Here is a 24,799-nt window from a genome sequence, read left to right on the forward strand (position 1 = left end):
TCCAACGCCTGCGGCCGGGATGGCAACGGGACGCGCACAAAAAAACAGCTGGGTGATTTAACGGGGGAAGGAAGTCAACGACGGGGCCGACAATTGATATCAAAACATGGCCGGAATTTGCGCGTCAATCGGGCGCGCCGCGTGTTCGGTGTTCTTACAACAGTGTTGGTCGCCAGGTCCAAAAACAAAGGGCCCCATATCGCCATTGGGGCCCTTTGTGTTGCGCGCAGGATTTCTTACATCGTTTTTACTTCGAGGCGGCCTCGGCCGCCTGCGTGGCCAGGCGGCGCTGGCGCACGGCAGCGGCCAGCTCGTGCAGCACCTGCACGCTGCTGTCCCAGTCGATGCAGCCGTCGGTGACGGACTGGCCGTAGGTCAGCTCCTTGCCCGGCACCAGATCCTGGCGGCCCGCCACCAGATGCGATTCGATCATCACGCCGACGATGCGGTTGTCGCCGCCCGCCACCTGGCGGCCGATGTCGGCGCACACCGGCACCTGGTTCTCCGGCTTCTTCGAGCTATTGGCGTGCGAGGCGTCGATCATCAGGCGCGCGGCCAGGCCTTGGGCCGCGATCGCCTTGCAGGCCTCGTCGACGCTGGCGGCGTCGTAGTTCGGCGTCTTGCCGCCGCGCAGGATGATGTGGCAGTCCTCGTTGCCGTTGGTGGACACGATGGCCGAGTGGCCGCCCTTGGTCACCGACAGGAAATGGTGCGGCTGCGAGGCCGCCTTGATCGCCTCGACCGCGATCTTGACGTTGCCGTCGGTGCCGTTCTTGAAGCCGACCGGGCACGACAGGCCGGAGGCCAGCTCGCGGTGCACCTGCGATTCGGTGGTGCGGGCGCCGATCGCGCCCCAGCTGATCAGGTCGGCGATGTATTGCGGGCTGATCACGTCCAGGTACTCGGTGCCGGCCGGCAGGCCCAGCTCGTTGATGTCGCGCAGCAGCTCGCGCGCCATGCGCAGGCCGTCGTTGATGCGGAAGCTGCTGTCCATGTACGGGTCGTTGATCATGCCCTTCCAGCCGACCGTGGTGCGCGGCTTTTCGAAGTAGACCCGCATGACGATCTCGAGGTCGCCCGCCAGTTCGCGGCGCAGCGCCACCAGGCGGCGCGCGTATTCCATCGCCGCCTTCGGATCGTGGATCGAGCACGGGCCGATCACCACCATCAGGCGGTCGTCCTGGCCGTGCAGGATGCGGTGCAGCGCGATGCGGGCGTCGGCCGCGGTTTGCTCGGCCTGTTCCGTGCACGCAAACTCGCGAATCAGGTGGGACGGCGGCGTCAATTCCTTCATTTCGCGGATGCGCAAATCATCGGTACGGGGCATGCTGTTCTCCAGTTGATCAAAACAAAAAAGTAAAAAGTACGGGTAAAAAAAAACCGCCTCGGGAGGCGGTTTTTAGGAATTTGCTGGAACTCGTCTTTGCTTCTACGTGCACCGGCCGCTACTCCACCGCCTTTGGGTTGGAATTGCTAAAGTAAAAATGGCCGGTAAAGAAGAAGCGGGTCATGTACGGGTTTCCGTGAGTGTTTAAACGACTATAACGCTATTGTTCGCGGATTGGCAAGTAGTTTATGGCTATAAGCTTATAAGGGGGTCAAGTCTGACATTCGGACACGAACTCTGCCGTAACACACCGTTACGGCAGAGTTCGTGTCCGAATGTCAGACTTGACCCCCGGGGTTTTAGGCGGTGCCGCCGACGGTCACGCCGTCGATGCGCAGGGTCGGCTGGCCGACGCCCACCGGCACGCTCTGGCCTTCCTTGCCGCACACGCCCACGCCCGGATCGAGGCGCATGTCGTTGCCGATCATGGAGACGCGGTTCAGCACTTCCGGGCCGTTGCCGATCAGGGTGGCGCCCTTGACCGGGTAGGTCACCTTGCCGTCCTCGATCATGTAGGCCTCGCTGGCCGAGAACACGAACTTGCCGTTGGTGATGTCGACCTGGCCGCCGCCGAAGTTGACCGCGTACAGGCCGTTCTTGACCGAGGCCAGGATTTCCGCCGGGTCCTTGTCGCCGCCCAGCATGTAGGTGTTGGTCATGCGCGGCATCGGCAGGTGGGCGAACGATTCGCGGCGGGCGTTGCCGGTCACCGGCATCTTCATCAGGCGCGCGTTCATGGTGTCCTGGATGTAGCCTTTCAGGATGCCGTCCTCGATCAGCGTGGTGCACTGGGTCGGGTTGCCTTCGTCGTCGATGTTGAGCGAGCCGCGGCGGTCGGCCAGCGTGCCGTCGTCCACCACCGTCACGCCCTTGGCGGCGACGCGCTCGCCGATCATGCCGGCGAAGGTCGACGAGCCCTTGCGGTTGAAGTCGCCCTCCAGGCCGTGGCCGATCGCCTCGTGCAGCAGGATGCCGGGCCAGCCCGGTCCCAGCACGACCGTCATCGGGCCGGCCGGCGCCGGACGCGCGTCCAGGTTGACCACCGCCGAGTCGACGGCGTCGGCCGCGTATTGTTCCAGCAGGGCGTCGCTGAAGTAGCCGTAGTCGTAGCGGCCGCCGCCGCCGGACGAGCCCATCTCGCGGCGGCCGTTCTGCTCGACGATCACCGTCAGCGAGACGCGCACCAGCGGACGGATGTCGGCCGCCAGCACGCCATCGCTGCGCACCACCAGCACCACGTCGTATTCGCCGGCCAGGCTGGCCATCACCTGCACCACGCGCGGGTCCCTGGCGCGCGCCATCTTTTCCACGCGCTCCAGCAGCTTGACCTTGGCGGTCGCGTCCAGCGAGGCCAGCGGATCGTTGGGCAGGTACAGCGAGCGGCCGCCGGTCGGCGTCATGGCGCCGGCCACCTTGATCTTGCCGGCGCCGGCGCGGGCGATGGTGCGCGTGGCCGCGGCCGCGTCCATCAGGGCCGCTTCCGAAATGTCGTCCGAGTAGGCGAAGGCGGTCTTGTCGCCCGACACGGCGCGCACGCCGACGCCCTGGTCGATCGAGAAACTGCCGGTCTTGACGATGCCCTCTTCCAGGCTCCAGCCCTCATTCTTGGTGAACTGGAAGTACAGGTCGGCGTAGTCGACCTTGTGGGTGAACATCGAGCCCAGTGTCTTGAGCAGCTTGGCTTCGTCCAGCCCGAACGGCGTCAGCAGGATGTCGCGCGCTACGGCAAGGGTGGACAGGTTCGGTTCAAATGGCTTCATGATGGTGTCTTCTAATGGTGTGGTGCAATTGTAGCGGAGTTCACATCCGCCGTTTACATCGTCCTGTGTTTCAGCGCCGGCAGGCTCTCGCGCACGCTGTCCATGAACATCAGATCGATGTCGCCGTGGACCACGCCCTCGCCCTCGGCCAGCACCGCCTTGACCGTGCCCCACGGGTCGATCAGCATGCTGTGGCCCCAGGTGCGGCGGCCGTTCGGATGGGTGCCGCCCTGCGCCGCCGCCAGCACGTAGCACTGGTTCTCGATGGCGCGCGCGCGCAGCAGGATTTCCCAGTGCGCGTGGCCGGTGGTGTAGGTGAACGCGGCCGGCACCACGATCAGCGACACCGGCCCCATGGCGCGGTACAGCTCGGGGAAGCGCAGGTCGTAGCAGACCGACATGCCGACCTTGCCGAACGGCGCCTCGAACACGCCGACGTGCTTGCCCGGCACGATGGTCTTCGATTCGTTGTACGACTCCGTGCCCTTGGTGAAGCCGAACAGGTGGATCTTGTCGTAGCGGCCCACGTGCTCGCCCTGCGGGTTGTAGACCAGCGTGGTGTTGACGACCTTGTCCGCGTCGTCGGACGCCAGCGGCAGGGTGCCGCCGATCAGCCAGATCTCCAGCTCGCGCGCCAGCGCGGACATGAAGTCCTGGATCGGCCCCTGGCCCAGCGGCTCGGCCACGGCGACCTTGTCGCTGTCCTGCAGGCCCATGATGGCCCAGTATTCCGGCAGCAGCACCAGGGTGGCGCCGGCCTCGGCGGCCTGCTTGACCAGGCGGCGCGCGGTGGCGATATTTTCCGTCACGGACGGCGAGGAAATCATTTGTACTGCGGCGACTGTGTTCATGGCTGTCCCATTCAATTGCTGCCCTTGGCGGCGGGCGGCGGTTCCACTTTGGATGCGTCGAGCTTGGTCACCACCGGCGCCTTCCACGGCCCGGTGACCTGCATATGATAGGTCAAGGCCTTCATCACCGGCGCACTGAGGAACAGCTGCGCCAGGAAACTGCCCAGGCCGATCACCGGGTTGACGGCCAGCGCGTACACCAGCGGCGCCGTGCCCAGGTTCACTTCCGGTATCACCACCACATGCAGGTTGGTGGTTTCGTTGGCGATGTCGGCGGTGCCGTCCATCAGCACGGTGGCGGCCACGCCGTGCATTTTCAGGTTGTCGGTCTTGGCGATGCCGTGGTTGATGGCGGCGTTGGCGGTGATGCCGTCGAACGCCAGGCCTTCCGAGAAGACGTCGTGGAAATCGAGCTTGAGCATGCGCGGCAAGGCTTGCAGGCTGAGCACGCCGAGCAGCTTGGCGGCGCCCGGGTCCTGCTTCAGGAACTGGCCTTTTTCCACGTTCAGCTTGATGTCGCCGGACAGGCTGGGCAGGTCCAGCGAATACGGCAGGCCCTTCCAGGCGATGTCGCCGTTGAGCGTGCCCTTGCCGTTGCGCAGCGTGCCGACAAAGCCGAAGCGGTCCAGCAGCTTGCCGGCGTCGGCGATGTCGAGATTGAAGTTCAGGCTGGTGTTGTGGACGCCATCCTTGGTGACCCACTTGCCGGTGCCCTTGAGCTCGCCGTCCGGGTTGGCCAGCGACAGCTTGCCGACCCGCCATTCGCGCGCGTTCGGCAGCTGCGCATTGCTCGCCTGCAGTTCGAGCCGGCCCAGCTGCTTGTTGAACAGTTCGAAGCGGTCGACGATCACGTCCAGCGCCGGGATGGTGGCGGCAGCGCTCTTGCCGTCCAGCAGATCCTGCACATCCTTCGAGGCCGAGTCCTGGATCACCAGCGACGACAGGCGCGCCGTCACCTTGCCCAGGCCCTGGCCGGTGGACGGTTCGCTCCAGGTCACATAGCCGTTGGCCTGGCTGGAATCAACGCTGGCCTGCCATACCGTTTTCTGGCGGCTGACGCCGACCACCACGTTCTCCAGCTTGCGGTCGCCGATCACCAGCTCGCTGGCGCGCGCGGCGATGGTGTCCGGCATCACGTACTGGGCCACATCGGCGGCGTCGGGCCCGCCGGTGGACGGCTCGGCCTTGCCGGCGATCTCCGTGCCGAAGTCCAGCCAGGAATCCACGTTCAGCGCGCGCAGGCTGATGTTGAAGGCCATGCCGCTGTCGGGCTCAGGCGCCGGCTGATTGACGCCGATGCCGCCGCGCACCAGCTTCCACGGCGCCTTGCCGAGCCTCTGGCGCTGGTAGCGCGCGCTGATATTGCCGCCCAGGGCGATGCGCATGTCGTCATGCACGGCGCCGGCGGCGTCCGGCGTCAGCGCGCTGCTGAGCACGAAGTGCACCGGCAACGCGTCCGGCGCGGCCTTCCTGACCGGCGCCGGCAGTTCGATCCCCAGCCCGTTCAGGGTAGAGTCCACCGCCACCACCACCTGGCGATCGCGCGCCGTGACCGTGCCGGTGTAGCGCGTGCCGCCCGAGAAGTGGCTGGCCAGGCGCTGCATGGCCGGCATCGGATAGGTCTTGCGGAAGCCTTCGGCCGTCATCGCGCCGGCCAGCTTGACGACGATGGCGTTGTCCTTCTGGCTGCCGCCGGTGATGCCGACCGGTCCGCCGAGGAAGTTGCCCGACAGCTGGTTGAGGTTGACGCCATGCTCGTTGAACTCGATCTTGCCCTGCGATCCCAGCACCGGCGGCAGGTCGTTCATCAGCGTGATGTCGTTGTTGGCCAGTTGCAGCGCGCCCTGCACGCGGGCGTCGATCAGGTGCGACAGCGGCAGGCGCAGGCTCAGCGCCAGCTTGGCGTTGCCGCTGGCCTGGGTTTCATCGGTGAAGTGCGAGATCCATTCCAGCACCGGGCTGATGGTCACGTAGCGGAGGAACTCCTGCATCGGCCCGGCGGCGTTGCCGTCGATCTCCAGCATCGAATCGTGGATGGTCAGGTCCGGGATCACCGCCTTCACGCCGGACAGGGCGACGCCGGCGGTGGTGGCCGTATCGCCGCGGATCTCCATGCGGGCGCGGTCGAACACGAAGCTGCCCTTGATGTGTTCGGCTTGCGGCCACAGCGGCAGCGGCTTGCCGTCCTTGCCCGGCTCCCTGCCGTCGCGCAGGAAGTGGTCGGGGGAATAATTGAGCTTGCCCTCGGTCAGCTTGCCGGCCACGCGGAACTCGCCGCGCGCCTTGCCGGCGTCGCTCTGGAACGGGAAGTGGGCCAGGTCGCCGCGCAGGCGCAGCGTGACGTCGCTGGCGAGGCCGCCTTCCAGCGCGCCGGTCAGCCAGGCGCGCAGGTCGTGCGGGGTCTGCAGCGGCAGGTAGTTGTCGATGCGGTTGATCTGGAAGCCGTTCAAGGTGCCGGTCAGGTCGATATTGCCGGCGCCCTTGCCGGCCAGCGGCATCTTGTGCGTGCCCTGCAGCGTGCCGCTCAGGCCCTGCTGCAGGAAGTCCATGCTGTCGAGCTGGACCAGCAGCTGTTTATCGGGTTCGAACGACCAGCGCGCCTTCAGGTTCAGGTGGTCGAACGGCATGGCCGGGTCGCTGAAGTAGTCCGGCATTTGCAGCACCAGCTGGGTCGAGGCCAGGCTGAAGCTGCCGCCCTTTTCGGTGGCGTCGATGGCGCCGGTCAGGTTGTCGAAGCCGGGGATGGCGGGCATGGCGGCGGTGGCCGGCGACCTGGCGGTTTTCGGTTGCGCCGGGCGCGGCGGCTGCGGCTTCAGGCCCAGGCCGACCAGGTCGCCCTTGACGCGGTACGATTGCAGCGCCGGAAACGTGCCCTGCCATTCGGCGGAAAAATTCTGCAGCAGGCCGCGCGGTGCGAAGTCCGCCAGCAGCTTGCGCTGGCGCTCGGTCAGCGGCAGGCGCTCGGCCAGGCCGGCCATGGTTTGCAGGTCCAGCTGGCGGGCGCGGATTTCATAGCGCTCCGGCTTGGCGCCGCCGGCGACCGTGTAGTGTTCGGACAGCGAGGTCGGCGCCATCACCAGGCCGTCGCTGGTGGTCAGCGTCAGGTTGGTCAGCTCAATGTTGTGGCCCAGCGCGCCGAAGCGCGGCCGGGTCGCGCCCTTTCTGACCAGCGGCGCGTTGGCCGGGATTTCCTCGCGGGCGGCGATGCGGCCGCTCAGCTCGCGCAGGTCCAGCAGCGGCAAGTCCTTGCCCAGCACGGCGGAAACATCGCGCAGGCCGACGTCGGCGGTCAGGCCGGTCACGCGCGACTGGTCGATGCCCAGCCAGGCACGCAGCGAGCCGCCGCCGCTGTTGAGCTGGAACGGGAAGTCCAGCCAGGGCTTCCAGGCCAGCAGGTCGGTGCCGCGCACGTCGAAGTAGAGCTCGCCCTTCCACATCGACAGGTTGGACACGCGCGCGCCGAAGGCCGGATGGCTGAAGTCGGCGCGCAGGTCGAGCGGCGCGGCCAGCGTGGCCGGCGGCGTCGCCTTCAGCGCCAGCTGGTGATGCAGCCACTGGTTGCGCAGCAGGATGTTGACGCCGTCCAGCGCCAGCGGCGGCGCGCTGCGCTGCAGGTCGGTCCATTGCAGGCGGCCTTCGCGGATGACGATCTCGCGCTGCGACAGCAGCCAGTCGGCGCCCTTGCCGTCGTTCGGCTTGTGCGGGTCGATGTAGATGCCGGCCACCACCAGGCGGCCGTCGGCTTCGCGCCGCACGTCGAGCGCGGGACGCACCAGTTCCAGCGATTCGAAGCGCACGGCGCCGGCCAGCACACTCCACCACGACAGCGTGGCCGACACGCTTGGCAGCGCCAGCGCCGGCTTGCCCTGCTGGTCGTGCAGCACCACGTCGCCCAGGAACAGGTTGGGACGCAGGCCGGTCCAGGAGGCGTAGACGCGCGAGATGGTGACGGGATTGCCGACGGCGCCGCTGGCCAGGCGCTCGATATCGCCCTTGTAATGGTCGATATTCGGCAGCACGATGTAGCGCAACGTCAGGAACAGCAGGGCGAAGGCGAAGTACAGCAGCAGGAACAGCTTCAGCGTGAAGCCCAGCACGTGGTGGCTGGCCAGATTGCAGATGCGATAGGCGGCACGCAGCCGGTGCCAGCGCGCAGCCAAAGGCCCCTCGCCTGTCACAGTCTCCTCTTCTGGTTTTTGCATCAATAAGCTAATAAATCAGGCCATGCGTCAAATAAATCGCTAAACTCGGTTTCAAGCTTTTATGCCTGCGCAGCAATTCTACCGCATCGCCTGTGCAAGCCAGCGCCACTCAGGGCGGGCCCGCACCGGTTTTACGTGCTTTACAAGCTGTTACACCAAGCTGTTACGATTAACCGCCGTTACCACTGTCTCAGGAAACACGTTGCCAATGATTGCACCAACCGCGTCACGTTTTTACCAGCGCTGGCTGGCCGCCGCTCCCGACCGCGCCGCCAAGGCTGATGATTTAGCGCAATTATCGCTTGCCCAGATCAATCTTGCTGATTATTTAGCAAAAGAATCCGCCAACGTGCCGGAAGGCGCCCCGCCGCTGCCGCTGCCGCGTGCCATGCGCCGCCTGCGCAACCTGCTGGTGTGCGGGCTGATTCGCCGCGACCTCGAGGGCAAGGCCAACCTGGCCGAGGTGGTGGAAGCCATGACGCGCTTCGCCGATTTCGCCATCCAGCAGCACATGCGCGAGATTTACGCGGAAATGGTGGCGGCGCACGGTACGCCGATCGGCCGCGATTCCGGCCAGCCGCAGGAGCTGATCGTGCTGGGCATGGGCAAGCAAGGCGGCGGCGAGCTGAACGTTTCGTCCGACATCGACCTGATCTTCGTCTACCCGGAAGACGGCGACAGCGTCGCCGGGCCGGGTCAGCGCAGCCTGTCCAACCACGAGTTCTTCATCCGGCTGGGCAAGAAGCTGATCGCCGCGCTGGCGGAGATAACGGAAGATGGCTACACGTTCCGGGTCGATATGGCTTTGCGGCCGAATGGCGGCTCCGGCCCGCTGGCCGCCAGCCTGAGCATGGTGGAGCAATACCTGATCGTCCAGGGGCGCGAGTGGGAGCGCTACGCCTGGGTCAAGGCGCGCGCCGTGACCGGCCGCGCCGAGGACATCGCCGCGCTGGACGCCATCGTGCGGCCCTTTGTGTTCCGCCGCTACCTGGACTTCGGCGTGATCGACGCCATCCGCAATATGCATGCGCAGATCCGCGCCGAGGTGAACCGCCAGGAGCGGCTGCACCCGGACCGCAGCAACAATGTCAAGCTGGGCCGCGGCGGCATCCGCGAGATCGAGTTCCTGGCGCAGGTGTTCCAGCTGATACGGGGCGGCCGCGACGCCGCCCTGCGCGACCGTTCGACCCGCACCACGCTGCGCATCATCGCCGAGAAGGGCCTGCTAAGCCACGCCATCGTCTATCAACTGCTGGCTTCCTACACCTTCCTGCGCAATCTGGAGCATCGCCTGCAATACCTGGACGACGCCCAGACCCACACCCTGCCGGCCAACGACGCCGACCGCCTGCTGGTGGCGCAGATGATGGGCCTGGCCGACACCGCCACCCTGCTGACCCAGCTGGAGGCGCACCGCCAGTTCGTCGCCGGCCAGTTCGATGAAATGTTCTCGGACAAGACCAGCGGCAGCGACAACGACATCAATCCGCAATCCAGCAACGAGTGCGCCGATCCCGACAACCGCGAGGCCATGGTGTCGCGCTTCACGGCGCTGGGTTTCGACGATCCCGAGGGCGCGGCCAAGCGCCTGATCTCGACCTGGCAGGCGCCGCGTTTGCAATCGCTGCCGGAAGCCAGCCGCAACCGCCTGCTGGGACTGGTCAACGCGGCGCTGCCGCTGATCGTCCTCTGCTCGCAGGAATCCAGCGGCGGCAACCAGCAGGCCACGCTGGGCCGGCTGCTGGATTTCCTGGAGGCGATCGCCCGCCGTTCGGCCTACCTGTCGCTGCTGACCGAGTATCCGCACACGCTGGCGCGGGTGATCCGCATGGTGCACGCCAGCGGCTGGGCCGCGCAATTCCTCAGCCAGCACCCCATCCTGCTCGACGAGCTGCTGGACGACCGGGTCCGCAACGCCGTGTTCGATCCGGTGGCGCTGGCGGCCGACCTGGAAACCCAGCTGGCCTCGGCGCCGGGCGACACCGAGCGGCAGATGGACATCCTGCGCGAAATCCACCACGCCCAGCTGTTCCACCTGCTGGCGCAGGACCTGGCCGGCGACCTGACGGTGGAAAAGCTGGCCGACCACCTGTCGGCGCTGGCTGACACCATCGTCGCCGCCGCCATCAAGACGATCTGGAAGACGGTGGCCACGCGCCACCGCGAGGTGCCGCAGTTCGCGGTGATCGCCTACGGCAAGCTGGGCGGCAAGGAGCTGGGCTATGTGTCCGACCTGGACGTGATTTTCCTGTACGACGACGCCGACCAGGAAGCGCCGGCCCAGTACGCCAAGCTGGCGCAACGATTTATTACCTGGATGACATCGCACACCTCGGCCGGCATCCTGTTCGACATCGATACCGCGCTGCGCCCGGACGGCGCCAGCGGCATGCTGGTGTCGAGCGTGTCGGCGTTCGAGAAATACCAGAGCGGCTCGGCCTGGGTGTGGGAGCACCAGGCGCTGACCCGCGCCCGCTTTTGCGCCGGCGACGCGGCGATCGGCGCGCGCTTCGAGGAAATCCGCGAGGCGGTGCTGCGCAAGGAGCGTCCGGCCGACGGCCCGCTGAAGCAGGAAGTTATTGCAATGCGGAAACGCATGGTTGACGCCAAGCCGAACCACAGCGAGCTGTTCGACCTGAAACAGGATCCGGGCGGCATGATCGACATCGAATTCATCGTCCAGTTCCTGGTCCTGCAGCACGCGGCGACCTACCCGCAACTGACCGCCAATTACGGCAATATTGCGCTTTTGAAAATGTGCGGCGAACTGGGTTTGATCGATGCCGGCCTGGCGGCGCGGGTCGGCGACGCCTATCGACAGTTGCGCAAATTACAACACCAATTACGCCTGCAAGGTCAGGACCTGGCGCGCGTCGATCCGCAATTGGTGGCCGGCCACGCGGCGCAGGTTCAGGAATTATGGCGTACCATCTTTGAAGGAAACGTTGCCATATAACAACGAAAACTTTGTGAAATTCCTGTCGTTGTGATTTAAACTCGTCAACTACAGTAATATTGAAATCCATCACACCAGAGCGCCCAGCGCCATCGCAGTTTTATTCAAAGGAGAAATGATATGAGAGCATTATTCGGTGCCGCGGCATTAAGCTTGAGCATGTTTGCAATGTCATCGACCGCCTTGGCCGCCGACAAGGGAACGCCCGACGAAGCGGTTGCCATGGTAAAGAAAGCGGTTGCCCTGATTAAATCCGATGGCAAGGAAAAAGCTTTCGCCGCAATCTCCGATCCGGCCAATACGACTTTCCATGACCGCGACCTGTATATTTATGTGTACGATTTAAATGGCGTGGCATTAGCCCACGGTAATAATCCTAAAATGGTTGGCAAACCTTTGATTACCCTCAAGGATAACGAAGGAAAGCCAATGATTAAAGAAATGGTCGACACCGCCAAATCCAAGGGTAAGGGCTGGGTGGATTTCAAATGGCCGAATCCGGTCACAAAAGCGGTGGAAGCCAAATCCGGCTACATTGAAAAAGTCGACGACATGCTGGTCGGCTCCGGCATCTACAAATAAAAAACCAGCGCGCCACGCAACAACCGGGACGATGTCCCGGTTTTTTTTCGCCCTCATTCTTGAGACATGCCAAATATTGGCATGTAAACGCCAGAAATGAGCTTACGGTTGGGGGAACTCTTCGGCAGCCTAGTCAGTCTATAAGCGGTGACATCCAAAATAACCGCGGCACACCCTAGGAGTCGGATAATGAATAACGAAACCACAATCGCCCGCTCAATACGCCTGCTATGCATCGGCGGTCTGGCATTCGGCACGCAAACCGCCATGAGCCAGGAAACTGCCGAGCCAGTTCAGAAGGTGTTGATAACCGGCTCCCGTATTGCTTCGCCGGTGGCGGAATCGCCATCGCCATTGCAGATATTAAACTCGGTGGATATTGCCGCGTCCGGTGCCACCAATCTCCAGGACTTATTGCAGAAAAACCCGACGATGGGTACGCCGACCCTCAGCCGGGCCAATTCCAATTTCCTGACGTCAAGCGGCGGTGTCTCCACGGTTAATTTAAGAAACCTTGGCGATTCCCGCACCCTGGTATTAATTAACGGCCGTCGTTTTGTTTCCGGCGTGCCTGGAGATACTGCGGTCGACCTCAACACTATTCCCACGGATTTTATCGACCGCGTGGAATTATTAACCGGCGGCGCCTCCGCCACTTATGGATCCGACGCTGTGGCCGGCGTGGTGAATATTATCTTGAAGAAAAACTTTAACGGGGTGCTGCTGGACGCGCAAACCGGCCGCAGCAACGAGGGCGACGACTTTAAAAAGAAACTGGCGCTGACTTTCGGCACCACCAGCGCCGACGGCGCCAGCAATATCATGGGCCATTTCGGCTACTCGAAACAGGGCACGGTCTACTCGCGCGACCGTCCGGCCTCGGCCGTCGATCAGACTTCGGCCATCACCCAGGGCCACCCGGAACTGGCCTTCAAGGCCAAGCGGCCCAACTTTTCCGGCTACGCGCCGCAAGGCCATTTCTTCGGCGACAGCGAGGATTTCACCTATGATACAAATAACAATATTATCCCGTGGAATCAAAATGGCGCGCCCGGCAGCGGTGCCGGCGCCACCGGTTTCAACCGTTCGGCCTACCGCCTGATCGCCGTGCCGACCGAGCGCTACCTGTTCGCCACCAACGGCAACTGGGCCTTCAACGACAGCCACAGCGCATTTTTCGAGGGCACCTATGCCTCGACCAAGGTCGATACCAACATCGAACCCTTCGCCCTGGGTTCGGACCAGGTATACAAACCCAGCGGCCAGGTGCCGGCCGCCTCCCTCGTCAACGGCGTGCTGGTCAAGAATCCGCTGGTGCCGCAGTATTTATACGACCGCATCAGCGACACCGATGGCGATGGCGTGCCGGATTACTTCTTCACGCGCCGCCTGTCCGAGTTCGGCCCGCGCCATTCGACCGTGGACCGCGACACTTTCCGCCTGGCGACCGGCCTGAAGGGCACGATACGGGACTGGAGTTATGAAGCCTACCTGGCCTACGGAAAGACCAAGGAGGCGCAAAACTCCACCGGCCAGGTCAATGTGATGAGCTTGCGCAATGCACTGGAGGCAATTCCCGGCCCCGACGGCGCGCCGGTGTGCAGCGACGTGCACGCGACGGCCGAGGGTTGTGTACCGATCAACATCTTCGGCTACAACAGCATTACCCCGGCCGCGCTCAAATACGTGACCGCGCCCGGCTCGCTGGAAACCGCGATCACGCAGAAGCTGGCGGGCGGCTCGGTCACCGGCGAGGTGCCCGGCCTGGCCGCCGGCCGCATCGGCATCGCCGCCGGCTTCGAATGGCGCAGCGAGGATTCCAGCGCGATTCCCGACCCGCTGACCCAGTCCGGCCTGAACGCCGGCAACGCCCTGCCCCCCACCTTCGGCAATTTTCTGGTGCGCGAGGTGTTTGTCGAGACCAGGGTACCCTTGCTCAAGGAGCGGCCGTTTGCCCGCGAGCTCAGCTTCCTCGGCACGGTCCGCCACGGCGACTATTCCACCGTCGGCAGCACCAACAGCTGGAACGCCGGCCTGGAATGGGGCGTGACCTCCGACTTCAAGCTGCGCGGCACGCGCGCGCAATCGACACGGGCGCCCAATATCAACGAGCTGTTCCAGGCGCCCAGCCAGGATTTCCCCACCGGACTGGTCGATCCCTGCGAAGGCGTGGCGTCCTCCGGAACCAGCGCCCTGGCTGTCAATTGCCGCAACGCGCCGGGAGTTGCCGCCAATATGGCGGCACATGGCGGCGTGTTCACGTTAAATCAGGCCGACCAGCAGGGCATCAGCGGTTATGACAGCGGCAATCCCAATCTCAAGGCGGAAAAAGGCCGCTCCACCACGATCGGCCTGGTGGTGACGCCGCGCTCGGTGCCCATGTTGCGCCGCTTCACCTTCACGCTGGATTACTTCACCATCAAGATCGCCGACGCCATCGTCAACACCGACCGCCAATATGCGCTGGATCAATGCTATAACCAGAACAACCAGATGTTTTGCAACTTCATCACGCGGCGGCCGGCCGCAGTGGGCAACCTCAGCTCCGGCTCCATCCAGTACAGCAACATCGCCTCCACCAACAGCGGCGGCTTCGGCACCGAGGGCGTCGACGTCACGGCCTCGTGGTCGGACAAGGTCGGGCCAGGCAACCTGAGCGCGCGCCTGGCCTGGACCTGGCTGCGCCAGCTGTGGCAAAAGGCCACGCCGGAGGCGGAGAAGAACAGCGACGTCGGCGAAGTCACGGCGACCAACACCAATGCGCCACGCAACCGGGCCGGCCTCAACCTCGCCTACAAATGGGGCCCAGCCGGCGTCAACTGGACCGCCACCTACACCGGCCCGGTGTCGCTGGACGACCAGTTCCTGAAAAGCCTGAGCATTCCGCCGGGCACGGTGGGTGTGGGTTCGCGCACCTACAACGACTTCCAGTTCACGTATGACGTGAAGAAATACCTGCAGCTGTACCTGGGCATCGACAACGCCTTCAACGCCAAGGCGCCGCCCATCATCACCGGCCTGCCCGGCAACCAGACCGGCACCGAGACCGACACCTCGACCTACGACGCGATCGGCCGGCGCTATTACCTGGGCTTGCGCATCACCTTGTAGCGCGACAGAATCGGGCGAAAAAAAAAGCCTCCCGACACATGCATCGGGAGGCTTTTTTATCGGCGGACCGGATTACTTGGCGGTCATCAGTGCCACGGTGGTGTCCAGCATGCGGTTCGAGAAGCCCCACTCATTGTCGTACCACGACGATACCTTGACCAGGCGGCCCGACACTTTGGTCAGGGTCGAGTCGAAGTTCGACGAGGCAGGATTGTGGTTGAAGTCGATCGATACCAGCGGTTCGGTCTGGTAGGTCAGCACTTCTTTCAGCGCGCCTTCGGCCGCGGCCTTCATCAACGCGTTGACTTCGTCCACGGTGGTGTCGCGCTTGGCGATGAAGGACAGGTCGACCAGCGACACGTTGATGGTCGGCACGCGGATCGCGAAACCGTCCAGCTTGCCGTTCAGCTCAGGCAGCACCAGGCCGACCGCGGCGGCGGCGCCGGTCTTGGTCGGGATCATGCTCATGGTGGCGGAACGGGCGCGGCGCAGGTCTTCGTGCATCACGTCGCTCAGCACCTGGTCGTTGGTGTAGGCGTGCACGGTGGTCATCAGGCCGGTTTCCACGCCGATGGCGTCGTTCAGTGGCTTGACCAGCGGGGCCAGGCAGTTGGTGGTGCACGACGCGTTCGAGATCACGGTGTCGGTGGCTTTCAGCACGTGCTGGTTGACGCCGTACACGATGGTGGCGTCGACGTCCTTGCCGCCCGGTGCCGAGATGATGACTTTCTTGGCGCCGCCCTTCAGGTGGGCCGAAGCCTTCTCTTTGGTGGTGAAGAAGCCGGTGCACTCCAGCACCACGTCCACGCCCAGCTCGCCCCATGGGATTTCCGCAGGGTTGCGCTGCGCGAACACGCGGATCACATCGCCGTTCACGATCATGTTGTCGCCGTCCACCGTCACGGTGCCCGGGAACTTGCCGTGGGCGGTGTCGTAGCGGGTCAGGTGGGCGTTCGACTTGGCATCGCCCAGGTCGTTGATCGCAACGATCTGGATGTCTTGTTTCTTGCCGCCTTCGTAGAAAGCGCGCAGCACATTGCGGCCGATGCGGCCGTAGCCATTGATTGCAACTTTGATCGTCATACTATGCTCCTGATTAGAAAAATAGGTAATGCAACAAGCAATTATAGATTATGCAATGACAGATGTGACTTTCGCCACGACGTTTTCCACCGTGAAGCCGAAGTGCTTGAACAGCACGCCTGCCGGGGCCGATTCACCGAAGGTATCGATGCCGACCACCGCGCCTTCCAGACCGACGTATTTGTACCAGAAATCGGTCACGCCGGCTTCGATTGCCACACGTGGCAAGCCTTTGGTCAACACGCTGGCCTTGTAGGCGGCGTCCTGACGGTCAAATACATCGGTCGACGGCATCGACACCACGCGTGCCGCGATGCCTTCCGAGGCCAGCGCGGCAGCGGCGGCCACGGCCAGCTCGACTTCGGAACCGGTGGCGATCAAGGTGACCTTGGCGCCGGCCACTTCGCTCAGCACGTAGCCGCCGCGGGCGACGTCGGCGATCTGCTGGGCCGAACGCTCCTGGTACGGCAGGTTCTGGCGCGAGAAGATCAGGGTCGACGGACCGCTCTTGCGCTTGACCGCCTCGCCCCATGCCACGATCGATTCGACGGTGTCGCACGGACGCCAGTTGTCCAGGTTGGGGATCAGGCGCATCGACGAGATGTGCTCGACCGACTGGTGGGTCGGGCCGTCTTCGCCCAGGCCGATCGAGTCGTGGGTGAACACGAAGATCGAGCGCAGCTTCATCAGCGCGGCCATGCGCAGCGCGTTGCGGCTGTAGTCCGAGAAGGTCAGGAAGGTGGCGCCGAACGGGATGTAGCCGCCGTGCAGCGTGATGCCGTTCATGATGGCCGACATGCCGAACTCGCGCACGCCGTAGTTGATGTGGTTGCCTGGTTTGCCGGAACGCAGCGCCACGCACTCTTTCCAGTTGGTCAGGTTGGAGCCGGTCAGGTCGGCCGAGCCGCCCAGGAATTCCGGCAGCACCGGCGCCAGTGCCTGGATGGCGTTCTGGCTGGCCTTGCGGGTGGCGATGTTTTCCTTCTTCTCGACGCAGGCGGCGATGCCGGCGGCCAGGGTGGCGTCGAACGCGGCTGGCAGGTCGCCGGCCATGCGGCGGCTCAGTTCAGCGGCTTCGGCCGGGAATTGCTTGGCGTAGGCGGCGAAGTTCGCGGCCCAGTCGGCTTCCAGCTTGGCGCCGGCGGCCTTGGCGTCCCACGCGGCGTAGACGTCGGCAGGGATCTCGAACGGCGCGGCGCTCCAGCCGATGTATTCGCGCACTGCCGCGATTTCCTTGTCGCCCAGCGCGGCGCCGTGCACCTTGTCGCCGCCTTGCAGGTTGGGCGAGCCCTTGCCGATGATGGTCTTGCAGCAGATCAGGGTCGGCTTGCTGGAAGTCTTGGCGGCGGCGATGGCGGCCGAGACGGCGGCGACATCGTGGCCGTCGACGGCGCGGATCACGTTCCAGCCGTAGGCTTCGAAGCGGGCCGGGGTGTCGTCGGTGAACCAGCCTTCGACCTTGCCGTCGATCGAGATGCCGTTGTCGTCGTACAGCGCGATCAGCTTGTTCAGGCCCAGGGTGCCGGCCAGCGCGCACACCTCGTGCGAGATGCCTTCCATCAGGCAGCCGTCGCCGACAAAGGCGTAGGTGTAGTGGTTGACGATGTCAAAGCCAGGCTTGTTGAACTCGGCGGCCAGCAGGTACTCGGACAGCGCCATGCCGACCGCGTTGGCGATGCCCTGGCCCAGCGGACCGGTGGTGGTTTCCACGCCCGGGGTGACGTCGACTTCCGGGTGGCCCGGGGTTTTCGAATGCATCTGGCGGAAGGACTTGATGTCGTCCATGCTCACCGCGTAGCCGGACAGGTGCAGCAGCGCGTAGTGCAGCATCGAGCCGTGGCCGTTGGACAGCAGGAAGCGGTCGCGGTTCACCCATTTCGGGTTGGCCGGGTTGTGGCTGTAATGGCCACTCCACAGCGCAACAGCGATCTCGGCCATGCCCATCGGCATGCCTGGGTGGCCGGAATTGGCCTTCTGGACGGCGTCCATTGCCAGCGCGCGAATCGCGTTAGCCATTGGGGTGGTGGGGAGCGTAGAAGTCATCGTTGGTCTATCACGAAAGTATGGAAACTGGTGGCAATGGGATGCTGCTGTCGTTGCTGCTGTCTAGTGCTGCTCTCTTGCTGAACCCATTATTTTACCAGACCGAGGCGTCCACCATTTAAAATTGCGGAACTCAAACCGACCGGATCCGCGCATGCCCCGCTTTTACATCCCCCAGCCCTTGGCCATCGGCCAGCTCGTCAGCCTGCCCGAGGCGGTCGCCCACCACATCCAGGTGCTGCGGCTGGCGCCGGGCGAGCTGGTCACGCTGTTCAACGGCGACGGCGGCGAATACAGCGCCACGCTGAGCGAGATCGGCAAGCGCCAGGTCAGCGTCGAGGTCAAGGCGCACCAGCCGCGCGAGATCGAGCTGCCGTTCTGCATCACGCTGGCCCAGGCCCTGCCCGAGGCCAGCAAGATGGACTGGATCATCGAAAAGGCCATCGAGCTGGGCGTGTCCGGCGTGCAACCGCTGGCGGCGCAACGCTGCGTGGTGCGGCTGTCGGCCGAACGGGCCGAGAAGAAGATGGCGCACTGGCAGGGCATCATCGAGTCGGCCTCCGAGCAGAGCGGCCGCAACCGCCTGGCCCAGCTGGCGCCGCTGCAGGACTACAAGCAATGGATCACCCAGCAGGACATGCACCGCCGCATCATCCTGACGCCGCGCGCCGACCTGTCGCTGAGCGACTGGGCGCGCCACCAGAGCCCGCAGGCGGTGACGCTGGTGATCGGCCCCGAGGGCGGCCTCAGCGACGCAGAGGAAAGCCTTGCGATCCAGCACGGCGCCCTGCCCCTGGCCATGGGCCCGCGCATCCTGCGCACGGAGACCGCCGGCCTGTCGGCCGCCGCCATCCTGAGCGGGATGTGGGGCGGCATGTAGCAACATGCGGCGCAAAGTGATGCGCGCCCCCAACAGTTGATCTGGTTTCATGCGTCCTTTGCGGCTGGACGTGTTATCGGCGGTCTATAATTTCTTTGCAGGCAACAAAGCTTCCCTGCAAACCCGTCGATGACTAGAAATGATTACCTCCAAGCCCAATCCGCCTCCGGCGCAGCCTGAAGTCGCCATCCTGGAGGCGGCAGCGATCAAGGCCACCCAGGCCGGCCAGGAAGAAGAAGCCGGCCGCATGTGGTCGCGCATCCTGGAACTGCAGCCGGCCCATCCGCTGGCGCTGACCTCGCTGGGCAAGCGCGCCTTCCGCTACGGCGACCACGCCACCGCGCGCCGCGCCTTCGAGCGCCTGGTGCGCGCCTATCCCGACGATCCGCAAAACTGGGTCAGCCTGGCGCTGGCCTGCCAGGGGCAGAAGGACGAGACGGCCGAAGAGACCGCCATCCACAACGCCCTGGTGGCCGACCCGTCCGACATGGTGGCCCTGATCCTGCGCGCCAACCTGCTGGAACGCCAGGGCAAGACCCACCAGTCGGCGTCGGTGTACGGCGCGGTGGCCTCGGTGGCGCCGCCGGTCGAACGGCTGGACCCCGGCATGCGCAACGCGGTCGAGCACGCAAGGCAATATGTCGAGCGCTACCAGGCCGACTATGGCCGCTTCCTCGACCACTTCCTCGAACAGCAATACCAGCAGCACGCGGGTGAAGACCTGAGCCGCTTCCGCGAATCGATCGACCTGCTGGTGGGCCGCAAGCGCCGCTACGAATCGAAGTCGATGCGCTACCACTATCCCGGCCTGCTGCCGCAAGCCTTCCTGCCGCGCGGCGAGTTCCCGTGGCTGGACGCGATCGAGGCCGGCACCGACACCATCCGCGATGAATTCCTGCAAGTGCTGCAAACGGAGGATGGTTTCGCGCCCTACCTGACCTATCCGGACGACGTGCCGCACAACCAGTTCGCCGAACTGAACAACTCGCCGCGCTGGAGCGCCTTCCACCTGCTCAAGGATGGCCAGCCGGTGCCGGAGAACGCCGCCAAGTGCCCGCAAACGATGGCGCTGCTGGGCGGCGCGCCGCAGCCGCACCAGCCCGGCCGCACGCCGACCGCCATGTTCTCGCTGCTCAAGCCGAAGACGCGGATACCGGCCCACGTCGGCGTCAGCAACGCACGCCTGGTGACGCACCTGCCGCTGATCGTGCCGCCGGACTGCGGCTTCCGGGTCGGCAACGAAACGCGCAGCTGGCAACCGGGCCAGGCCTGGGTATTCGATGATACCATCGAGCATGAGGCGTGGAATGACAGCGACAAGCTGCGCGTGGTGCTGATTTTCGACATCTGGCATCCGCAGCTGACGCTGGCGGAACGCGCCATGATCACGGAAATGACCCGCGCCATCCACGCCTTCAAGAGCGCCGATGGCGGTTTCGACCTCTAGGCAATGACAGCACACAATCCGAACGCGGCGGCGGCACGCACCCACTTTGAGCAACTCACCCGCAGCGGCCAGGGCGGGCCGCAAGCCTGGTTCGGATTGGCGCAAGCCTGCCAGGCACTGGGCGACATCAAGGCGGCGCTGGCCGCCCTGGAGCATGCGCTGGACGCCGCGCCGGACAACCTGCAACTGCTGCTGATCAAGGGCGACTTGCTGGCGGCCGACGGCAACACCATCTCCGCCGTGGCCTTCTACCGCACCGCGCTGCGGGCTTCGCCGCCCGACGCCGAGCTGCCGCCGGCGCTGCGCGCGCACCTGGCACGCGCCCGCGCCGCCTGCGAGCAGCAGGTGGGCCAGTTCGAAGGGCAATTGATGCAGCGGCTGCGCCAGGCCGGCCTGGACGACGACGCCGACAGCGCCCGCTTCAACCAGTCGCTCGACCTGCTGCTGGGACGCAAGCAGATCTTCCTGCAGCAGCCGCGCCTGTACTACTTCCCCGGCCTGCCGCAAACCCAGTTCTTCGACCGCGCCGCCTTCCCCTGGCTGGACCAGGTCGAGGCCGCCACCGGCGACATCCGCGCCGAGCTGCTGCAGGTGCTGCAGGACGACGCCGCCTTCGAACCCTATCTCAAGCCCGATCCCCGGCTGCCGGTACTCAACCGCGGCGGCATGCACAACAACCGCGACTGGAGCGCCTTCTATTTGTGGCGCAACGGCGAGCCGGTGGCCGAGAACGCCGCGCGCTGCCCGAAGACGCTGGCCGCGCTGGCCGGGGTGCCGATGACGCAGGTGCCGGGGCGCGCGCCCACCATCCTGTTTTCCATGATGCGGCCGGGCGCACACATCCCGCCGCATACCGGCATCCTCAACACCCGCCTGATCTGCCACCTGCCGCTGATCGTGCCGCCCGGCTGCTCGCTGCGGGTCGGCAACGAGACGCGCAGCTGGCAGGAAGGCAAGGCCTGGGTGTTCGACGACAGCATCGAACACGAGGCCTGGAACACCAGCGACCAGACGCGCGTGATCCTGCTGTTCGAGGCCTGGCGGCCGGAACTGACGGAGAAGGAACGCACGCTGGTGAGCACCATGCTGGGTGCCATCGACGCCGGCAGCGACTGGGAAACCTGAGCCCAACACTTCAAGCAGCGCACCCCCAAAAAAAAGCGGCGGGTCGTGAGACCCGCCGCTTTTTACTCCATGACGCCGATTAGAACTTGGCGGTCACGTTCATGAACAGCTTACGACCCAGTGCATCGTACATCGATGGGAAGGTGTTGCCGTTACCCTGGCCCGTACCATACTTCGACGTCAGCGGTGGATCGCGGTCGAACATATTGTTCATGCCGGCGGTCAGGCTGATCTTCTTGTTGAAGTAGTAGGTGCCTGCCAGGTCGAAGTAGTTGGCCGAAGCGAAGTGGCTTTCCGCAGGCTGAGGCTTGCCGTGCAACTGCGTGTTGTCGCTGGTGGTTTCGATGTCCACGCCCTGGAAGTAACGCCAAGTCAGAGCCACGTCGAAGCTCCAAGGAGTGTTCCAGTTGCCACGCAGCTTGTGACGCCATTTCGGACGCGGCTGGCCGCACTTGCCGGCGCCGTTGTACAGGCCTGCGCAATCGTAGGAGCCTTCGCCTGGCAGTTCTTCGGTTTCATACGACTTCAGCTTGGTGCCGTTCATGGTCAGGCCCATGGTGCCCAGATTGCCGACGCGCTGGCCGTAGCTGAAGCCCAGGTCGACACCCGAAGTCTTGATGGAACCAATATTGGTATTGGTGCCAACGATGTTCGCCTCGGGCAGCAGCCACAGGGTACCCTGCGAGTCGCGATGAATCTGCGAGCAGAACACTGGATCGCCGGAGTCCAGGCACTTGGTCAGCGTGGTTTGTGGGTTGACGATGCTGATGGTGTCCTGCACCTTGATGTCGAAGTAGTCGACGGTCAGAGTCAGGTTTTTCATCGGAGTGATCACCAGACCCAGGGTGTTCGACTTTGAACGCTCTGGCTTCAGCTGGGTGTTACCACCAGACAGGTAGTTGTATTGACCAGACGGGCTTGCCTGAACGTTACCGTACCGTGCAGCACTGACACCGGTGTTTGCGCACTGCGCCGGGGTTGGAGAACCTTTGATAGTCATGTCGCCTGCGCATGGATCATTGTCCATGTCGAACAGGTTGTTACCGCTAGGGGTGAACAGTTCGTTGATGTTCGGCGCGCGAACTGCCTTCTGGTGCGAACCGCGGACCTTGACCATCGATACTGGCTGCCATTCCAGGCCGATGCCGTAGGTGTTGGCACTGACGCCGGTGTCGATCTTGGTGTGGCGGAACGACAGGTTGGTTGCCAGGTTTTCAGCAAACGGCTTGTTTTCCAGCAGAGGCAGACGCAGTTCGCCGAACACGTCCTTGACTACATAACGGCCATGGACAGGGCTCACAGGACCGCCGGAGCCGTCCAAATCGAAGTCTCGCGAAGGACCGTCAGGACGCAGCTCCAAGGCTTCGACGCGACGCTCCAGACCAACGGACACGCCAACGCCTTGCGAGTTACCAGGGATCTTGATGCCGTATTCGCCCAGATCAGCGGCAATATTGGCGCCCTGGATCTGCTGTTCGGTCTGACCGAACTGCTCACCTGGAATCTGGATGTAATCCAGCATTTCCTTAGTCACGCCGCCCACTTTCCAGACATTGTAAGGTACGCACTTCGGATCAGTTGCATTAGCGAACGAGGCGCACTGAGCGACACCGCCCACGTTGACCACGTCCATCGCCTTGGCTGCCTTGGCTTTGGAGAAGTAATTATCCGAGCTGCCGGCGAAGCGCACTTTGGAAGTCTGCGCGAAGATGTCGTACTGCCATGGGCCGACTTCGCCTTTGACTCCGAACAACATGCGATACGAGGTGTTAGTAAAGACCGAATCACGGCCGCCACCTTCGACGTTACGGCGCTGCACAATTACCGAATTACTGCTGCCTGGAGTGGATACATCCAGCGCGGCCTTCATCTCAGGGGTCAGGAATGGGTTGTCGTTCTTGACGGTATAGACCGCGCCGAACATGCCGCCAGGTGCCACTTGCGCATCGCTGCGGTCATCGTGGAAGGAGAAATCGGCGTAGACGCGAGCCTTCTCGTTGACGTCGTAGTGGATGTTTGCAGCGACGCCATAACGTTCGTCAGGACGGGTCAGGTAGTTGGTCGGGCCGAAATTGTAGGCATCGGTCGCATCCACGTAGGAACGTGGCGTACCTGCGGCGGTGGTGGTGAAGATTTTACCAGCGTTAGGGAACAGCGGGCCTTTGTCAGCGCCGTTGGTGAAGCGGCCGGTGGCGTTGGTGCTGGAACCGCCACAAGCGAAGCCCGCAGCCGATACGCTCAGCGAGCAAGCGGTGAAATCGCGCGCGGCTTGCAGCAGCGCGTCGTCGCGCTTGTAGCTGAAGAACAGGGTGGCGTTACCTTTGTTGTCGGCGAAGTTGCTACCGATCAGCAACGAGGCGTCGCGCGAACGGCCGTCCAGGCCGACGTTGCCAGGCACCGAGTACTGGCCAGGGTTGCCTGCGGCGCGCGCGGCAACCAGACTGCCCACGCCGGCGGTGTCCTGCTGCTTGTGGTTGTAGCCGCTGCCGTTGACTTCGACCTGAACGCCTTCGAAGCGGTCGTTCATGATGAAGTTGACCACACCAGCGACCGCGTCCGCACCGTACACGGCGCCGGCGCCGCCGGACAGGACTTCGATACGTTTGATCAGGGGAGCAGGAATCTGGTTCAAGTCGGCAGCCGGCGAACCTGGGGTACCGGCTGGCAGGCGGTGGCCGTTGACCAGCACCAGGGTACGGTTCGCGCCCAGGCCGCGCAGGTCGACCTGAGCGGTACCGGTCGCGCCGTTGGAGACGGAACCGGACTGCGATGCGAACACCTGTGGCAGGTTGTTCAGCAGGCTTTCGACGTTGCGCACGCCGTCGAGCTTGATGTCTTTCGAACCCAGCACGGTAATCGGGCTGGTGCCTTCAGTGTTCAGCGTTGGGATGCGCGAACCGGTCACCTCAACTTTTTGCAAAGGCTGGTCCGGTGCCTGCTGCGCGGAGGCGGCATGCATACCCAGCGCGATCCCGCTGACGAATGCCACGCGGATCGAGCGAGACAATACTGTTTCCTTGATCATTATATTGAATTCCTTGGTGTGTTTATTAGAACGTTTAACGGCATCTTTTGGATAGCAACTAAAACGACCCATTTCTTTGTTTAACCTCTACCGACCGATGAATAGTCTGGATAAAACCATTCAATAGCCGGCAACTGTACTTCCTCTGCCCAGGTAAAGATCGGCGCTTGCATCATCATCGATGAAATAAAGCCAAACTTTACCGCTGTCCATAAAAACATAGCAACTCGGCTATTGTCAATGAACCTTACATAGCCGGGAGTAGCGTGCGGAAGGCAACAGTTTCCGTGCACCGGCATGGTGCGATGCGGCAAAGCCTCGGGATAAAGCTGCGGATGGATGTTTTT

Annotated in this window: 13 protein-coding genes; 6 read left to right on the forward strand and 7 right to left on the reverse strand. The window is 63.9% G+C overall.

Translation table 11 applies throughout. The features are described from left to right. Window positions 1-247: 247 nt before the first annotated feature. The 4 genes from aroG to ACEN9O_RS02365 all read right to left on the reverse strand — a co-directional run bounded on the left by aroG (window position 248) and on the right by ACEN9O_RS02365 (window position 8,200). Window positions 248-1,327, reverse strand: a complete 1,080-nt coding sequence (aroG, locus tag ACEN9O_RS02350) for a 3-deoxy-7-phosphoheptulonate synthase AroG (RefSeq protein WP_495616055.1) — start codon at window positions 1,325-1,327, stop codon at window positions 248-250. 359 nt (window positions 1,328-1,686) lie between these two features. Further along, window positions 1,687-3,147 (reverse strand): metalloprotease TldD, encoded by a 1,461-nt coding sequence (gene tldD / locus ACEN9O_RS02355; RefSeq protein WP_495616056.1) that lies wholly within the window; start codon window positions 3,145-3,147, stop codon window positions 1,687-1,689. A 53-nt stretch (window positions 3,148-3,200) separates the two neighbouring features. Further along, on the reverse strand, window positions 3,201-3,998 hold the full coding sequence (locus tag ACEN9O_RS02360; RefSeq protein ID WP_495616057.1) for a carbon-nitrogen hydrolase family protein: 798 nt from the start codon (window positions 3,996-3,998) through the stop codon (window positions 3,201-3,203). An 11-nt stretch (window positions 3,999-4,009) separates the two neighbouring features. After that, window positions 4,010-8,200 (reverse strand): YhdP family protein, encoded by a 4,191-nt coding sequence (locus ACEN9O_RS02365; protein ID WP_495616058.1) that lies wholly within the window; start codon window positions 8,198-8,200, stop codon window positions 4,010-4,012. Window positions 8,201-8,408: 208 nt separating this feature from the next. Between ACEN9O_RS02365 and glnE the strand changes: the two genes are divergently transcribed. From glnE to ACEN9O_RS02380, 3 genes are all read left to right on the forward strand, one after another. Further along, the gene (gene glnE / locus ACEN9O_RS02370) at window positions 8,409-11,156 is read left to right on the forward strand and encodes a bifunctional [glutamate--ammonia ligase]-adenylyl-L-tyrosine phosphorylase/[glutamate--ammonia-ligase] adenylyltransferase (protein ID WP_495616059.1); all 2,748 of its coding nucleotides are present in this window, start codon (window positions 8,409-8,411) and stop codon (window positions 11,154-11,156) included. A 120-nt stretch (window positions 11,157-11,276) separates the two neighbouring features. Next, a complete protein-coding gene (locus tag ACEN9O_RS02375; protein WP_495616060.1) occupies window positions 11,277-11,738 on the forward strand; it encodes a cache domain-containing protein in 462 nt (153 codons plus the stop codon). Between the two features lie 267 nt (window positions 11,739-12,005). Beyond that, window positions 12,006-14,849, forward strand: a complete 2,844-nt coding sequence (locus ACEN9O_RS02380) for a TonB-dependent receptor domain-containing protein (protein ID WP_495618417.1) — start codon at window positions 12,006-12,008, stop codon at window positions 14,847-14,849. A 72-nt stretch (window positions 14,850-14,921) separates the two neighbouring features. Here the strand turns inward: ACEN9O_RS02380 and gap are convergent, their stop codons facing one another. Both gap and tkt read right to left on the reverse strand, forming a co-directional pair. Beyond that, on the reverse strand, window positions 14,922-15,932 hold the full coding sequence (gap, locus tag ACEN9O_RS02385) for a type I glyceraldehyde-3-phosphate dehydrogenase (protein WP_116993371.1): 1,011 nt from the start codon (window positions 15,930-15,932) through the stop codon (window positions 14,922-14,924). Window positions 15,933-15,980: 48 nt separating this feature from the next. After that, window positions 15,981-17,948 (reverse strand): transketolase, encoded by a 1,968-nt coding sequence (gene tkt / locus ACEN9O_RS02390; protein WP_495616061.1) that lies wholly within the window; start codon window positions 17,946-17,948, stop codon window positions 15,981-15,983. Window positions 17,949-18,129: 181 nt separating this feature from the next. Between tkt and ACEN9O_RS02395 the strand changes: the two genes are divergently transcribed. The 3 genes from ACEN9O_RS02395 to ACEN9O_RS02405 all read left to right on the forward strand — a co-directional run bounded on the left by ACEN9O_RS02395 (window position 18,130) and on the right by ACEN9O_RS02405 (window position 21,427). After that, a complete protein-coding gene (locus ACEN9O_RS02395) occupies window positions 18,130-18,855 on the forward strand; it encodes a 16S rRNA (uracil(1498)-N(3))-methyltransferase (RefSeq protein WP_495616062.1) in 726 nt (241 codons plus the stop codon). Window positions 18,856-18,994: 139 nt separating this feature from the next. After that, complete coding sequence (locus ACEN9O_RS02400; RefSeq protein WP_495616063.1) at window positions 18,995-20,302, forward strand: aspartyl/asparaginyl beta-hydroxylase domain-containing protein; 1,308 nt, start codon at window positions 18,995-18,997, stop codon at window positions 20,300-20,302. Between the two features lie 3 nt (window positions 20,303-20,305). Then, on the forward strand, window positions 20,306-21,427 hold the full coding sequence (locus ACEN9O_RS02405; protein ID WP_495616064.1) for an aspartyl/asparaginyl beta-hydroxylase domain-containing protein: 1,122 nt from the start codon (window positions 20,306-20,308) through the stop codon (window positions 21,425-21,427). A 79-nt stretch (window positions 21,428-21,506) separates the two neighbouring features. Here ACEN9O_RS02405 and ACEN9O_RS02410 read toward each other — a convergent pair whose 3' ends face one another. Then, window positions 21,507-24,434, reverse strand: coding sequence for a TonB-dependent receptor domain-containing protein (locus ACEN9O_RS02410; protein ID WP_495616065.1), 2,928 nt, complete (start codon window positions 24,432-24,434; stop codon window positions 21,507-21,509). Between the last annotated feature and the right edge of the window lie 365 nt (window positions 24,435-24,799).

This window comes from Duganella sp. Dugasp78 (assembly GCF_059491455.1).